This window comes from Pseudoalteromonas maricaloris (genome assembly GCF_024746855.1).
GTDB lineage: Bacteria > Pseudomonadota > Gammaproteobacteria > Enterobacterales > Alteromonadaceae > Pseudoalteromonas > Pseudoalteromonas maricaloris.
The window spans coordinates 184,237-199,484 of the sequence record NZ_CP024626.1; the positions used below are offsets into that span (position 1 = coordinate 184,237).

A 15,248-nucleotide genomic window follows, 5' to 3' on the forward strand; every position below is an offset into this window, starting at 1 on the left:
ATCCGCTTGCTACCTTGTGTAGGAGCCGCTTCACGCGGCGATCATTTCTCTACTTTTACCTCGCTCGTAGCAGCGGCTTTACGCCGCGACAGGCATCTGTTTTAGCAGAATAAATCCGCTTGCTACCTTGTGTAGGAGCCGCTTCACGCGGCGATCTTTTCAACAAAATCGCGCTCACTCTCTCAACCATTAACCTCAATCCAACGCGGTCAAGGCACGATAGGTATCATAAGCAAACTGATCAGTCATACCGCTAATAAAATCCTGAATAAGGCGGCAGCGATAATAAAACTCAAAAATCGGCTCTGCTTGCTCAGCCTCACTAAGCTGCGTGACCGTTTCGCGGTATACCGCAACATACTTTTTGGAAATCCGATTAATCAATCGCGACTCTATCGCAAAGTCATGGTCGCCACTTAATGCTGCGTTAAATTCATTAGCGTCTAAGTCAAGCACTCGCTGATATTCATTCAATATGCTGCTGGTGATCTTATAACCTTGAAGCTCCAATTGCTCGACTTCTTTATTCGAAAATACCTTGTTGGCCGCCACCGTTTTCAATGACTTTACAATGGCATGAAGATGGCTATTATCCTCCAGTAACGAAGCGTTAAAACTCCCTTCGTAGATCGCACCAATATTATCGATAAAACGCGTTTTGGCATGTTCAGCAAGCGGGTGTAGCAACCCCACGCGGAGCCAAATAAAAAATTCATTATCAAAATTCGCCATATGCTTGCTGGCTTTGTCATTGGCATAGTGCAGCTTTTTACTCATAAGCTCTAACAGCTTGTCATCGGTGATCCCAAATCCTGCGGCGATATTTTGATATTCCTCTATTAAACAGCCTGTTAACTCATCTACGCTAATAATGCCTTTTTCTACAGCGTCTTCCATATCAGCAAGGCAATAAGCAATATCGTCAGCCGCTTCCATGATATAAGTCACAGGATGGCGATTACCCACTTGGATCTGCAATTTGTCGCACAGCTCACTAACAAACCCACTCTCACTAAAATAGTATCCTGCTTTCTTTTGCAGATAAGATTTATCAATGGCTACGGTTGATTTAGGTGTGGTTGCGCAGCGGGTATATTTCATCACAGTGGCACACTGTGAATAGGTAAGATTAAGGCGAGAAAGCGTATGAATAACACGAATAGCTTGGGCGTTACCCTCAAAACTACAAATATCGAGCAGTAACTCCATTTCTTGATTTAATACCGCCAGATCAGATGCTTTGCTCTCCTTTGAGCCATACCTCAGCGCCGCCCGAGCACTTTTTGCAAACTGCTGATGCTGGCTCAAATAGCGTTTAAACCAATCATTGATAGCGGCCTCGCCAAAGTGACCAAATGCAGGGTTACCAATATCATGCATCAAACAGGCCATTTCAGACAGAGTAACCAAACACTCAGACAAATCCACCTGCTGTCCGTTTTTATCTTCATATTGCAGCAAATCTTGCCTACTTTGCTGCACCAGCGCATCAACAATTTTTTTAGCAATGTAACGGCCATTTTGTTGCACCTCCAGCGAGTGCGTTAAGCGCGAACGCACCGCCGCATTGCGCTCAAGCGGAAACACTTGGGTTTTTTGTTGCAGTCGTCTAAGCGCAGCACTGTTGATAATACGTCCACGGTCGCTCTCAAGGCTACTCGCCTCACTGCCACCGGTATTGTAAGAACGCTCGTTTGTTATTTTATTTTTGAAGTGCATGCCACCTTCCTGTTGAGACCCAAGCTACATTTCCAATGTAGGTGAATGTGGAAAAGTTGTAAACCGTCCAAACTATTCAAATGGCAATGTTGTATTTTTGTTTTCTTTGTTATTAAATTGGCTTCTAGTTTCATTATAGGGACTAGCTAATTCAACTAAAGGAATGACAATGAATACAAATGTGAAAAAAGCGCTGCTAGCCGGAATTTTACTTTCCCCTGCATTTTCTAGCTTTGCTGTCGATTCAAGTAAAGGCTACTCAGATCTTTACAACTTCAATAAACACGGCAAATGTCGTTATGAACAAGTAAACTTAAACTATCAAGATGACTCCCATAGTAATTACGCTAATAACTTTCGTGATGAGCTGTCACAGTACAATTACTTGAACTTGGCTGGAGGATTAAATAGAAAGCTACTACGTGGTAGTTGGTATAGCCTAGATAATCAACTATTTTTAGTTGGTGGCGTCAATGTATCAAAGTATTCAGGCCCGTCTTCGACGGGCTCTGCGAAAGCTGCACCAATGGCAATACAACGTGGTGATTGGACTTATTACGTTATCAATGGTGCGCATTCCGATTGCGCTGTAGCTAATATGCCACCGAATAAAAACTACGAACGCTTAGTTATTGCTGTTGGTGCCTATAACTATAAAACTGGTGAGATTAAGGAGCCTGTTATAGTCCATGTGAAAGAAACCAGTGACTTCCACGATACGGGAGTCATCAATATGGATGATAAAGGCTATGTTTACGTATTTATTTCAGGCCGCAACTCCAATCGTGGCGGATTAATCTATCGTTCAACTTTGAAAACCGATTTATTAAGAGATGGTAATGTAGGCGCATTCGAACTTGTTCACGCTGAGAATGAATTAGGTAGTGCCCTAGATAGAGAGCACAACTGTCCAGATAGCAACGCTTCTTGTCACTACCTTGGCTTTACTTATCCGCAAGCCTGGTGGGTAGAGGATAAATTTGTACTATTGAATACTCGTTACATCCAAACAACAACGGCTATGAGAGACAAGTTTCGACAGGATGCCCGTCGGCAGCTTTATTTTACGGAAGTTGCGCCAACTAATGCGAGCACCCAACAAGTTGCTGTTAAGCCTAGTAAAAAACTAGTTGCACTGGATGATAAGCTGAGTTTTGGACATTATGCTGTTAGTACAGAAAAAGATGGTGTTATCGCGGTCGCATTTAACGTGCACGTACCCGATCGCTGTACCATTAATGGCTTTTCAACAGCAGACTGTTATGCTCGAGGCAAGGATGGAGGAGGCCAACTTCGCCATTACCCGAATGATAACCGAACAAATCTGTATTTTATGTACTCCAGTGATAACGGAAGAACTTGGTATAACCGCAATGGGCAGCGCTTAATTGATACTTTTTATAATGAGTATATTAATAGCTTTAACAAGCTAAACCAGGCCTTGCTGTATCAACCAGACAATAACGTCGATCTTGTTGATGGTTATAACCCATATACAACCACTATAGTTAAGCGCATTTACGTTAAAGATCTGGATATTACCGTCAACGACCGAAAGCAAGTCACCTCGTTAAAGGTGTTAGTTAACGAGACTGACGGGATCCACGGTTTTGTTCCTAAGACCGCGTCTGAATCGAGAAAAATGATCCGCACGCTTGTGATAGATCAACAAGGTAATAAATCCTATGTAGGTTGCTACAATGCATCAGATTGTTGGGCTGATCACGCATATTCTTCGGGCGCGATTCGTACAGAAAATAACAGTGGGTATAGTGAAATTGCTTTCCCTATGTCAAGTGGCGATAGCTTAGCTGGCGGAAAGGTTCATTTGTATAATAGCAACCTCAAGTCAACCCAAGGTATTCAAGCTTGGAGTTATTTGGGCGCTCAGCATTACACAGATCCAAAAGAAGCCAACTATATTCGTAAAATCCACGATGCGAAGTCGATAACGGGAGCTGAGCCAGTTTATTTTTGGGCTCAAAGCGGAACCGACAAGCTTGTTGATTTAGTGCTCTCTGGCAAAAATGGTCGCCAAGTTCAACTGAATGGTAACTTTGGAAGTAAAAAGAAACTGAGCTGTCCAACACAGTACGTTTTCAGAAATTGTAATTAAAACCTGCTATTTTCCTGAGGCCGCGATGCTTGAGTCGCGGTCTTTTTATTTCCATAATCTGTGATTGGTATGTTGCTAGTTGTAAATATTGAAATTGCAGCATAAACAGAACAGCGCGAACCTAAATGTATTAACGCACTTCAGCTAGCTTTTACAAAATATTTAGACCCCTAACACACAAAAACACCATTCAAGCCAGCAAAGTGATAAAAATAGTTGTAATGCATTGTAATAGGCGAGCTCATCTATATTTGTTATTTTTGTGGGGTTGGTTTAATCATTGTGTTAATAGTCTGGCAAAAAATATCCAACACTTTAGTGGCAAAAACATCGGAATTTGACGTAAATCACTACAAAAATTATGGATTTTCGGGTTTAATACTCTCAGCATTCGTTTACATCTAATTTCAAATGAATATATACAGCGGTTAAGGATGAAGTAACCGCTCACGAACAGGATCTTTATGTGTTTGAGCGTTTATCTAACCGTTTAGATTAGTAAGATCAGCTTTACTATGGCATCACGTTGGCAACGGCCAGCAAATGTGAATTTGCAGAGTTTCTTCTTGAATTACCAAAGTGTGAGAAACGTCTTATTCACATTTTGGACGCTGGTTGTGGCAGTGGCAGCGACGCTGTCGCGTTCAAACAACTTGGCTATGAAGTCAGCGCAATGGATGCGTGCGAAAAGCTAGTGAAGATTGCCGCTACACAACTAGGCCAACCAGTGAGACACTAATTCTTTGAAGAGATACAAGATATTGCTGCTTTTGATGGTATTTTGGCTTGTGCCAGCCTTTTACATGTTGCAGAGAAAGACCTGTCGAATATTTTTGTGAAGTTATAATACGCGCTTAAACCTCATGGCGTGTTGTATGTTTCGTTCAAATAGGGATGCCCCTGTATATATTAGCAGCATAGCAAAGTGTGCATAAAATAGTAGCGAGAATGGCGGTGAGCAGAAAATTTGAGTAACTTTTTATTCATATTTATGCAGCAAAATTTAAATCAGAACATTTTATCATCAATGTGGGTAACAAATTGCCCACTAACCAAACTCTAAAAATAAGTAAAAGGATTATGAAATGAAAAAGCTGATTATTGCTGCGGCATTGAGCACGTGTGCGTTTTCTTCTGTGGCTGCCGAAGTGGTATTACACGATGTCAGCGTGTATGCAAATAGCACGGTAAAGCTTGATGTATGGGCAAGTGCATACAATGCGTATGGTTATTGCCATATCAACGGGTTTGATGATGCGGTTCGTTTTACCACTAAATGTGGTGAAGATGAGTCTACTTTTGCACGTTATGACGGTGGCACAAAGTGGGTTCAAAAAGACAGTGGTTCAAAAAACCAGTGTTATGAACTGCTTGAAACCGTCACTTGCGTGAACAACTAACAGCCTGTCGGTGACTGTGTCCTCCGATCGCACTTTAGTAAGTATTTGGTCGCATTTGCGGCCTTTATTATTGCAATTTTATTAGTACCTCGTAGAGCTACCTTTCTCACCGCTTGCTTGTTCCTGTATGCGATTTAGACTTTGCGTACATTCCACACTTCGATTAGAACTTCCATTCTATGGGAGCACAGATTTAACTGGCTAGACCGAAGTTTATCTTAGAGAATAGATTAACAAACCAGTTTTTTGCCAAAAGTGTGGGAATAGGAGAATTAACCTAATATAAGAAATGGCGAGAGCCTGACACTTTTACAGATAGAGAGGTTGAATTAATCGCAGCTTTTGTAGACAGTAGTTTCGAACATATAAAAGTTTTGTGTCTTTCTACCATCACCGAATTTATTTCATACATTGTGTCAGTTACCTTATTATTGTCTAGTCTCCAAGTTACCTAGCGAACCAAATTAGAAAGGTAGAGTATGAACCAAGCCCTTAAATTTTTACTGTCTATCATGATCGTCATCGTGACTTTTGTCGTGTCAGCAACCTTGGCTGGGATGTTGGCGGAGTATGCGGGCTGGTGGAAGAAGCCGGTGATAGGCGGTGTAGCAGCAGCTTGCGTAGTGTTGTCGGGTTATGTGAGTGCGCCGGTTTATAAGCTGTATTCTGCGGCGGTATGGCTGTTGATTGGTGCAGTTGCAGCTTGGGTGATGTCGAGTGTGTTTATGTATGCTGAGGATGCCGACACCTCAGTGCCTTTGTATGTGACCTATGCAAGCGGTGTATTTGCTTTGGCGCTTTGCTGGGGTTTGGAGCGTCGAAAGGTTGTGTGAGGGATTGGTTCTCTGTAATGGAGTGCAAGAGATCGTCGCGTAAAGCGGCTTCTAACTGCGGAAGTCTAGCTTGGTTATTCTCACTATCACGATATTTCAATAAAAAATAGGATTGAGGGTCAAGGAATGAAGGGCGCTTGGAGCGAGTGGAAGGAGGCTATTTTTAAGGCCTGTTTAGTTGTGTTTTCTGTGTTGTTGTTTCTCTTTTTTGATGGCCGTGAGTTTTGGTTTACTCAGATACAGCCTCAAATAACCAATATGCTAAGCAACCAAAAAACTGAATTAAATAATGCGCCTGTGGTTTCAGAGCAAAAGTTCAAACAACCAAGTTCAATTCAGTCACCAAACGGGGATACCTATGACCATCAAACGAGTTTAAGACAGTTTGGTCGCTGTGTTTCTCAGCAAGCTGAGGGAATCAAATACCGAGTTGAGAATGGGATATACACTTGGGTTGATGAAAGAGGCATTACGAATTACTCGGATAAAAAACCGAGTTCTGCGGCTAAGCATTATCAGCCAGAGCGTAATCGTGCTCTTGATTTCTTTGACCTCAATATCTCCGGTCCAAATATCACGGAAAAGTTTAAAAACACCTTGAGCGCTAAATTGAATGCCGTATTTAGAGGGTATACCAGTATTGTTGGCTTGGAGGCGATGCAAAAGGTGACGCTCAGGATCAAGGTGCTACCTAATCGGCACGAATATGAGCGAGTGATTAAATCCTATGGTGGCAATCCAAAGGGTAATGTTGGTCTCTACTTGGGTAGATACAACCTTGCTTTGGTCGAGCAGAGAAATCATCATGCGACGATGCAAACCGCCGTTCATGAAGCGGTGCACGCTATTAATCAGGCTGTGATTGGATATACGCCGCGTTGGTTAAATGAGGGACTTGCAGGCTATTTTCAAACCGTAAAAGTGACGATGCAGGTCGGCACTGTTGCACCAAATCAAGCTAGATTACATCGCGGTTATATTACAGGGCGAGTGTTATCGCCTTATGAGCTTATCAATGCAGAATCCAAATGGAAGTCTTACAGTTCTGAGCTGATGTATAAAAGTAGTTGGGCGACCATCCATTTTTTGATGTCTACCACGACCGGTAGACTAAGTTTGAAAAAGTTGATGCTGCAAGAGCAAACTGAGCGATGTCGTGCTTTGAGTAACCGAGAGTCACAAGCTCTGTTACGTGCGCATTATCCAAACATAGTTGATAGATTCGCCGTCTTTATACAGAGCCCAGTAGAACCGCAAAGGTTGTGATCCTGAGTTTGACGTAAAGAGCGCCGCGTAAAGCGGCTCCCACCAGCGGGGCTAGTGTGGTTGGAGCGGGTTTATTCCGCGATGTTTTATTTAGAGATCGCCGCGTGAAGCGCCTTCCATCAGCGGGGCTAGTGTGGTGGGAGCGGATTTATTCCGCGATGTTTTATGAAAAGATCGCCCGTAAAGTGGCTCCTACCAGCGGGGGCTAGTGTGGTGAGAGCGGATTTATTCCGCGATATTTTATTTAGAGATCGCCGCGTAAAGCGGCTCCTACCAGCGGGGGGCTAGTGTGGTGAGAGCGGATTGGCTCCGCAATGTATTATGTAGAGATCGCCGCGTGAAGCGGCTCCTACCAGCGGGGGGCTAGTGTGGTGAGAGCGGATTGGCTCCGCAATGTATTATGTAGAGATCGCCGCGTGAAGCGGCTCCTACCAGCGGGGGGCTAGTGTGGTGAGAGCGGATTGGCTCCGCAATGTTTTATGTACAGATCGCCGCGTAAAGCGCCCCCACCTGCGTGAAGCGGTTTTTACCTGTGGGATCTAGTATGGTGAGTGCGGATTTATTCCGCGATGTTTTATGTAGAGATCCCCGCATAAAGTGGCTCCTACCTACCCAATTATTAAAGGAATATTCAATATGACTCCAAGTGCGTTACGCAAAGCAGTTAATGCCTTTTCTCAAGATACTCAGCATCAACCGGATTATTATTTTGTTGAAGGCTATTTGATTGGCAAAGTTGCCATTAATGATATTGCTGAAATACACGAGTGGTTGCCTGAGCTCTTTGGTGATTACACGGTTATTTACCGTGCTCAGTTAGAGGCCTTAATGGATTTGCATGAGCAGTGCGTTTCAAGCTTAGATGGAAAAACTTATAAGTTGCCAAAAGAGTGTGCGCTCTCTAAGCAAGACTTTGCTGCATCATTAGCAAAGGGGGCTCCGTTACCGAGCTTTTGTCTTGGTCTGCTTAAGGCGTTGGATAAAGTATCTTTTGAGAACTTGTCACTAGAGCAAAAAGGTGCGGTAAGTGAATTACAACAACAGCTCACCGGGTTTACTAGCTTAGATGCAGCAAAGGAGGCGTTTTCACACGCTGAGCCTATGATGCCTTTTGAGCGAGAGGCTCATGACGTAAAGCGTTATTTGGCAGGCGCGATTATGGAGTTAGGGGATACTTTAATTTGGGATCCTGAGTTAGACAACGAGCTAGGAGCGTTTGAATTTGAAGAAGATTTTGATGAAGAACAAGAAGAAATAAGAAACTCACTGATTGAGAACTTACTCAAATTGACTCACATCGATTCAATCCCTTTACTTGACCAGTTTATTCATAATGAAGAACAAGACTTTATTACGCCTGATTATATTGAGGAAAATCAAGGCAATTTTTGGCTTATCCATGAAACCAGACCTTATATGTTTATTCGTTATCATAAAGCGTGGATTTACTTTTGGGCAGACAGAGTACAAGAGGCGGTTGATGAGTTAGACGGGATGCTGCGACTTAATCCTAACGATAATCAGGCCTGTCGATACCTGTATGTGAACGGTTTAGTGATCTTAAAACAGTGGGATAAACTACAAGCTTGCCTCAATGAATATGAAGAAGAGAGTATTTTTATGCTATCTGCAGAGGCGTTGATGCGTTTTGCGCAGGATGGCGAGAGCAAAGCCTTGAATGAGCTAAAAGCAACAATCAAAGGGTACAATAAGCACTTTATCAAGATGCTTACAGGTCAAGAAAAGACTAAGCAAAAAGAGATATATGGCTACACATTGGGTTCAAAAGAAGAAGTCTTAAGTTATATAGATTGTGGTGGCAAAAAAGCTTGGTTAAGTGTTGAAGGAAGCCTCTTTTGGCTGCGTAAGAAAAGTTAATTGTACTTTGTTTCAGGCTTGCTGAGTGAGTCTATTTAACCTGAGGTTTGGATAAGGAATGTTCCAACTCATTGTTGCTAAAGCACAACTTAGTTTTTTCCTTGTCTAGCCAGAGAGTTTTAGGGAAAACACCGCTTCCGCGTCCTGCTCTCGTTAAGGTACCTACATCCTGTAGGCAAGGCGAATTTACGCACCAATAGCTGGCTATTGGAAGTGAATTCAACGCAGTTAGCGCTAAAACTGGCTGCTAGAAAGGCATTAATTATCCGCAGCTCAGGTTATTTAGGAAAAGGCCCTAAATTAGATAGGGCCTGCTGGTTGGGGGTTGTGTTAAGTTATATGCCTTCAATCATCCACTTTGCAGATAACTGCTCCGGCTCGCCATGGCGATTTAACTCAGGTTGGTTTTGCGCTTGGTTAAACCAAATATATTGCTGCCAAAATTGATTTTTGATATTCCAAACACCACCTTGATAAATCAATGCGTAGAGTGCTTGTTTAGGGGAGTCTACGAGTTTGAGATAGCCTGCGCTTGTGCTGCTGTAACTTAAAAATAGTGAAGGGGCCTGAGTGGCTCTAAAATAGCGCTGACCCTGAGCATTGGTTACCTGAATTAAATTGAGAGGCTCAGTTGGGCTAAAGGTAATTCGGGTGTCATTGCTTAGGGTCTGTGCTGCTAAATACTGGTTATTTACTGGCGACTTTATCGTGATTTGTGTGCCCGTATCTGCACTTAACTGCGGATATGTCCAGCCGCTTGGTGGCGTTTGCCAGGTTAGAGATTTCCAGCGCCAGTTGTAGGGAATATCTAAGTGTGGATCGTTAAGATCTTCAAAACCAGGTTCGGCTTCGATATTAAAAAGACATTGGTTTCGCTCTGCATCTAGCTGTGCAACACGCTCGGCTTGGCTAGTTGTGCCTACATTTAGCTCTGCCATACAGGCTTCAAGCGACTTCCCTTTTCCTGACTCATTAGGGGCCAGTACATAAGTATGGTCACGTTTACTCTCGTCCTCATACCAAGCCAGCATAGCGGCCTCGTCAAACGACAACCAGTTTTGTACTAGTCGCTGTGCTTCTTGCTCGGCTGCGCTACGTCTTTGTGCCTTTGGTATTGCCATTGTGCGAATAAACGCAGCCCAGAGATCTTTACTGGCCTCCAGCGCGACAATCGCGACCGGTTTCATGCTACTAATACGATAAGATTGCCAGCCAGACTCTAAGCGTGTATTCGCCTGCCAAATTACATCGCCACTGGTGAAGTTAAGCACATCTTTGGTGTTGTGCGAATGCTGCTCTGCACCCTCTGAGCAAAGATAAGCTTTTACTTGCCAAACCTTTTCGTAGTTATCTTGTGGAAGCCTTACCGTATGCTCTGGACTAAATGAGTCTTGAAATAGGTGAACGGCACGGCCAAATAAAAAGTAATTATGATCTACTTCCGCAAGGGCAGCGTGGCCACCACCATCCCATACTTTGAGGCGCTTTTCCTCAGCCATGGCTGCATCAATAAAATGTTGAACAAAGCGTTTTTGTGCGCGATAAGCTGCATCTACACCACCTTGGCCTGCAATATCATCATAGCGGCGCATAAAGTGATCTAGCTGAATGTCAGCCGGTTCTTGCGAGACTGCGCTAAAACAGTTTGGACCGGTAGGATCGGTACTGGCGTTGGTGACGTTAAATCCAGCAATATCAACCCAACGCTCACCGACAATGGCGGAATTCACACTGTCGTATCTTGGTTCATAGAGTGGGTTATTGTTTAGCTGGGATTGGAGTCGAGTAATTTCATCTTGTGCGGTATGTAGCGCGATGTTCTTTGCCAGACCATAGCGCCAAGCGTGTCTGGGGTCGTTAGGATCTGGTTCGATAATATGTTCGGCATCCAGCACTTCAAGTGCTGCGGTGCGGGTTAACCATTCATGTCCCATGGGCATGATCCCTTGTCCACCAAATTGGGTGAACGCTTGAACTGTGCTGCTTAATGCAAGTCCTAGTGCAAATGTGAGAGGCTTTATTTTCATATCTACTCCTTGAAAACTAAAAGCAAAAAATAATGTTTTTACTCAACTGAGGGACAAGGATTATAGTTTGTGAAATAAATGTTTCAATTGATTTTTGTTTGTAACGAATAAGTTTTCTAATCACCTGATTTGTTTTTTGAGCGTTAGGTTCTTACATGGTTTAAAAATGATAAAAATATTTTTAATTAAATATCATGTAGTTGTGTGTTGTTTTGTTCATGTTGTATGTTCTGTAATGAAGTGAAGTAGGCACATTTTCTTGCTGGTGCTACAGTTACTCTACTTAGCTGGGACTCAATTTAAGCGAAAGTTAGCGCACACTTAAGTGTTTTTTGTTAACAAGTGTGTTGTTTTGTGCCGTGGTTACTATATCTAAAGGATATAAATATGAACTATTCACTTCACCCCTCTGTCGGTGTCGCAAGACTTGGTAATAGCGATGGTCAGTTTTATTTAGCACCAGACAAAATAGGCGGTTTACCATTTGAATCCGATGAATGGGGCAATAAGATAGACAGCCCTGTCAGTCAGTTTAAAGATGCAGAAGGCCGGATCCGCAGGCAGGGCCAACCCTTTAAAATCATTGACGAAAATAACAATGAGCTAACGTTGTCGAGCGATAACGTTAAATCAATTAGTTGGACCGTACACGTCGCGAATAAAAAGGCGGCATGGTATGAGTTTAATGAATTACAAGGCAACTTACTCTATGGTCAAGATAATAGTTATAGCAATCGCAACACGCCTTGGCGTAATGCGGATGCAACGGATCGCCGAAGCTTAATTATTGATCCAGGTCCAAGAACGATATCTGGCGCAAATGCAAAAGCTGAATTTGACGCCGCCAGTGCGCCTGCAGGATATCCGGTTAGTTTCCCTCCTAAACCGTGCCAAGGCACTGAAATAAAGTCGCTCGGAGATATTTTAACCGATAACGAAGGCCGCCTAGTGGTACTTGGCGGTAAAGGGAATGCGGGTGGTAACCTGCCTCTTGAATCTTACGGTGGGGCGGACACATGGCATGATGATATTGCGGACGGGGCTGTGTATTGCACGGTTACGTTTGACGATGGTAAAACCTTGCAACTCTCTGCTTGGGTAATTGTTGGCTCTCCGGATTTTGCACCGGAAATCGTTAATATCTCCAACCTCAGTGATACTATGTTTGACGTTGCGGTGCGTGAACAAAACTTATGTCCTGAGCTATACAGCAATGGTGAATATCAGTCTTCTTATCAGGCAAATTATTACCAAGATATTGAGCCGATTATCCAGCGTATTAGCCGTTATCAGTGGGTATCAAATGTTCAATCTATGTCGGCATTTGTTTCCAATATTTTTGATTTTAAAGACAACTCTGAAGATAACAAAGCCAATCGTCAGGCTTACTTTAAGTACTTTAGACAGCCAGTTGACCCAGCCACAGTGCAGCAAACTCCGCCAAACGATCAAACCAACCAGCAACTCTTCGAGTATGGTATTGAGGGTAATTTACCACTGATGCCAATGAACTCTGGCAGTAACTCGGTGAGCAACGCTGAAGACAATATTGTCGATAAGTTTTTAACGTTAACGCAGACTCAATACTTCTTACTGAATCAGTGGGCTGCAGGTAACTTTTCAAGTGTTAAACCTTCAACGCCACAGAGCGCAGTCGATGAGTTTGGCGTATTTTATGCGGATCAAGGTAGCGTGGGTAATTGCGTTGGCTTACCTATGTGTCCAGGGATTGAGGTAACGTGGAGTTTACAAAATCCAGCTGTGTACGCTGCGCCTTATATCATTAAAGATCAAAGTATGGGTAATGGCTTTCCGAGCGGCTTGGATGCTGAGCGTGATGAGTGTGAAGGTGGTGGTTGCCAGCCTGGAGATTTAACCAAGCGCATGGCATGCCCGTGGCAAGCAGACTTTTTCAATTGTACCATTCAAAATGTGAACTTTACCGAGCCAACGGTGAATAAAGTGAACGTCGGCACGGAAGACGATCCGCAAATGGTGCCAGCTGCCCCAACTTACTACAGTTACTGGTGGCCACCACAAAGCCCTTGGGATGTATTGACGAATCAATTTGATGATCAATCACTTACCCATCTGCCTGCAGGCCAGCAAGTCAACTATGCACGTGGTATCAATAGTTTTGTGCAAATGGTTGAGCATTGGTCGGCACTTGGTTTTATCCGCAATCAAAATAGTGATGAACCGAATTTCCCTTACTTTACGGAAATCGAACGTAATCACCAATTGTTTGCGTATAAGGATGTGCCTGTCTCGGATATTACGAATAATTGCCAAGACGACGGAACCGATATTCCGGTGTTTTATATTCCTGATGACCTTAAAAGCCACTTGTCTTGCGGGTGCTCTAAGGCCAAAGCAATATTAAAAGGGCTTGAAGAAAAAATGGCGAAGCCAATTACGCAAAAACGAGCTGCGAAAAAAGTGCCTCGCAGTGGTACTCGAACAAGACGGTAATGGATATGAATGGTACTCACGAATGTGATGTGCTAGTAATTGGTGCTGGCCCTGCCGGGGCTAGCACCGCATTAAACTTGCTCAATCACACAGACCTATCAGTCATTTTAATCGAGCAGTCTGATTTACAAAAATTAAGAATTGGCGAAAGTGTATCTGCAAGTGTGTTTTCGGTATTGGACTATTTGCAGATAGACAAAGCGGATTTCGGTCCGCACTGTTTTACTCCAACTCAAGGTAATAGTGCATTTTGGGGAAGTGAGCAATCCGCTAATCGTCACGCGATTTTTGCACCAGACAGAGCAACCTATCAAATTAATCGCGAGATATTTGATCTAACCTTGCTCGAAAGCACTATCCAGCGCGGTGGTACGGTATTCCCGCGCACTAAAAGCAAAGCAATTACTCAGTTACAAGACGGTCGTTACTCAGTGGTGGTGAGTCATCCTGACTATGGTCAGTTTACCATTGTTTGCAAGTATCTAGTTGATGCGTCAGGGCGTAATTCGTCTATTGGCAAATCTCTAGGTGCGGCAGTTCAGCAATATGACAGACTTACTGGGGTTGGTGCCTTCTTTAAAGTAAAGCGGGGGGCGCTTGAGCAACTGCAATTAATTGAAAGCGATGAATTTGGTTGGTGGTACAGTGCGGCGCTTTCTAACGATATGTTAGTTGTAACGTATTTCAGTGATTTTGAATTGCTCTCAAAGCAGCGCCTAAATCGTCTGACGCAGTGGCAAGCGCACTTAGGTAGTAGTAAATATATGTCACGGCGGGTAGAGGATGCAAAGATGGTCGATGAAAACCTATGGATCCGACCTGCCGGGAGTCATTTTAGCAGTTTTGCTCATCTCAAAAATTATTTACCTGTGGGAGATGCGGCTTGTGCGTTTGACCCTATTTCTTCTATGGGATTAGGGTTTGCCATGACATCGGGGTGCCAAGCGGCAGCCATTATCGGCAATACCAAAACATCTCAAGCATTTATGCATAGCAGCAAAGTATATCAACAAGACTTAGCACATCAGTTTGATCAGTACTTAGCGCTAAAGCAGCAGTTTTATAATAAGGAAAAACGTTGGTGTGACGCGCCTTTTTGGTTCAAGCGGCAGCAGCTTATCAATCAGGTTGCTTAACTGAAACTAACCGAAGAATAACAACTGCTAGCGCACAAGTTGTTATTCTGATTTCGGGTTAGCTTATATTAAAGCAAACTTAAAATGTGTTTGGCGTTTTGTCGGGCAAGACAGCCCTTGACGGGATCGGTTGAAAACGTTTTAGCCGATATCTCCATAGGCTCCCCTTCATGAAGTACATCACCGCTATAGACTTTAACTCGACAGGTCGTTTTGTTTTGCTCTTCTGAATAAACAAGCTCCACTTTTTCGGCCTTCATGATTAAGTTTTTGTATGGGTATCCCGCATCGGTAAATACTTTTTCAGTTTGTACCTGATCGGATGTTGATGCTAGTGCTGCTAGAGGAAATGCAAGAATAATTGCGTATTTCATGATAAAGACTCCTTCCGTCTCTGATTT

The 15,248-nt window shown here is 43.4% G+C and carries 11 protein-coding genes; 8 read left to right on the forward strand and 3 right to left on the reverse strand.

What is annotated here, in order from left to right:
• Positions 1–195 precede the first annotated feature (195 nt).
• Entirely contained in the window at positions 196–1,719 is a 1,524-nt protein-coding gene (gene dgt / locus CTT31_RS18720; protein WP_260492749.1) for a dGTPase, read from the reverse strand.
• 169 nt (positions 1,720–1,888) lie between these two features.
• Between dgt and CTT31_RS18725 the strand changes: the two genes are divergently transcribed.
• From CTT31_RS18725 to CTT31_RS18750, 6 genes are all read left to right on the forward strand, one after another.
• A complete protein-coding gene (locus tag CTT31_RS18725) occupies positions 1,889–3,835 on the forward strand; it encodes a BNR-4 repeat-containing protein (RefSeq protein WP_165384140.1) in 1,947 nt (648 codons plus the stop codon).
• 526 nt (positions 3,836–4,361) lie between these two features.
• Positions 4,362–4,574: a methyltransferase domain-containing protein gene (locus tag CTT31_RS18730; RefSeq protein ID WP_260492750.1), complete on the forward strand. Its 213-nt coding sequence runs from the start codon at positions 4,362–4,364 to the stop codon at positions 4,572–4,574.
• Positions 4,575–4,920: 346 nt separating this feature from the next.
• The gene (locus tag CTT31_RS18735) at positions 4,921–5,235 is read left to right on the forward strand and encodes a hypothetical protein (protein WP_069021981.1); all 315 of its coding nucleotides are present in this window, start codon (positions 4,921–4,923) and stop codon (positions 5,233–5,235) included.
• 479 nt (positions 5,236–5,714) lie between these two features.
• Entirely contained in the window at positions 5,715–6,068 is a 354-nt protein-coding gene (locus tag CTT31_RS18740; RefSeq protein WP_260492753.1) for a hypothetical protein, read from the forward strand.
• A 126-nt stretch (positions 6,069–6,194) separates the two neighbouring features.
• A complete protein-coding gene (locus tag CTT31_RS18745) occupies positions 6,195–7,334 on the forward strand; it encodes a DUF1570 domain-containing protein (RefSeq protein ID WP_260492754.1) in 1,140 nt (379 codons plus the stop codon).
• A gap of 636 nt (positions 7,335–7,970) precedes the next feature.
• A complete protein-coding gene (locus CTT31_RS18750; protein WP_260492755.1) occupies positions 7,971–9,212 on the forward strand; it encodes a UPF0149 family protein in 1,242 nt (413 codons plus the stop codon).
• Positions 9,213–9,547: 335 nt separating this feature from the next.
• On the opposite strand, the gene CTT31_RS18755 is transcribed toward CTT31_RS18750, so the two are convergent.
• Positions 9,548–11,239, reverse strand: coding sequence for a hemolysin D (locus CTT31_RS18755; protein ID WP_260492756.1), 1,692 nt, complete (start codon positions 11,237–11,239; stop codon positions 9,548–9,550).
• A 387-nt stretch (positions 11,240–11,626) separates the two neighbouring features.
• Here CTT31_RS18755 and lodA point away from each other — a divergent pair, with 387 nt between their 5' ends.
• Both lodA and lodB read left to right on the forward strand, forming a co-directional pair.
• Positions 11,627–13,711 (forward strand): CTQ-dependent lysine 6-oxidase LodA, encoded by a 2,085-nt coding sequence (gene lodA, locus CTT31_RS18760; RefSeq protein ID WP_260492757.1) that lies wholly within the window; start codon positions 11,627–11,629, stop codon positions 13,709–13,711.
• A gap of 5 nt (positions 13,712–13,716) precedes the next feature.
• A complete protein-coding gene (gene lodB, locus CTT31_RS18765) occupies positions 13,717–14,847 on the forward strand; it encodes a lysine-epsilon-oxidase maturase LodB (protein WP_260492758.1) in 1,131 nt (376 codons plus the stop codon).
• 68 nt (positions 14,848–14,915) lie between these two features.
• On the opposite strand, the gene CTT31_RS18770 is transcribed toward lodB, so the two are convergent.
• Entirely contained in the window at positions 14,916–15,221 is a 306-nt protein-coding gene (locus CTT31_RS18770) for a hypothetical protein (protein ID WP_260492759.1), read from the reverse strand.
• Between the last annotated feature and the right edge of the window lie 27 nt (positions 15,222–15,248).

What these genes read in the sequence shown, in the direction of transcription:
- dgt (WP_260492749.1), bottom strand. Translation starts at nt 1,719, where the DNA reads ATGCACTTCAAAAATAAAATAACAAACGAGCGTTCTTACAATACCGGT.
- CTT31_RS18725 (WP_165384140.1), top strand. Translation starts at nt 1,889, where the DNA reads ATGAATACAAATGTGAAAAAAGCGCTGCTAGCCGGAATTTTACTTTCC.
- CTT31_RS18735 (WP_069021981.1), top strand. Translation starts at nt 4,921, where the DNA reads ATGAAAAAGCTGATTATTGCTGCGGCATTGAGCACGTGTGCGTTTTCT.
- CTT31_RS18740 (WP_260492753.1), top strand. Translation starts at nt 5,715, where the DNA reads ATGAACCAAGCCCTTAAATTTTTACTGTCTATCATGATCGTCATCGTG.
- CTT31_RS18745 (WP_260492754.1), top strand. Translation starts at nt 6,195, where the DNA reads ATGAAGGGCGCTTGGAGCGAGTGGAAGGAGGCTATTTTTAAGGCCTGT.
- CTT31_RS18750 (WP_260492755.1), top strand. Translation starts at nt 7,971, where the DNA reads ATGACTCCAAGTGCGTTACGCAAAGCAGTTAATGCCTTTTCTCAAGAT.
- CTT31_RS18755 (WP_260492756.1), bottom strand. Translation starts at nt 11,239, where the DNA reads ATGAAAATAAAGCCTCTCACATTTGCACTAGGACTTGCATTAAGCAGC.
- lodA (WP_260492757.1), top strand. Translation starts at nt 11,627, where the DNA reads ATGAACTATTCACTTCACCCCTCTGTCGGTGTCGCAAGACTTGGTAAT.
- lodB (WP_260492758.1), top strand. Translation starts at nt 13,717, where the DNA reads ATGAATGGTACTCACGAATGTGATGTGCTAGTAATTGGTGCTGGCCCT.
- CTT31_RS18770 (WP_260492759.1), bottom strand. Translation starts at nt 15,221, where the DNA reads ATGAAATACGCAATTATTCTTGCATTTCCTCTAGCAGCACTAGCATCA.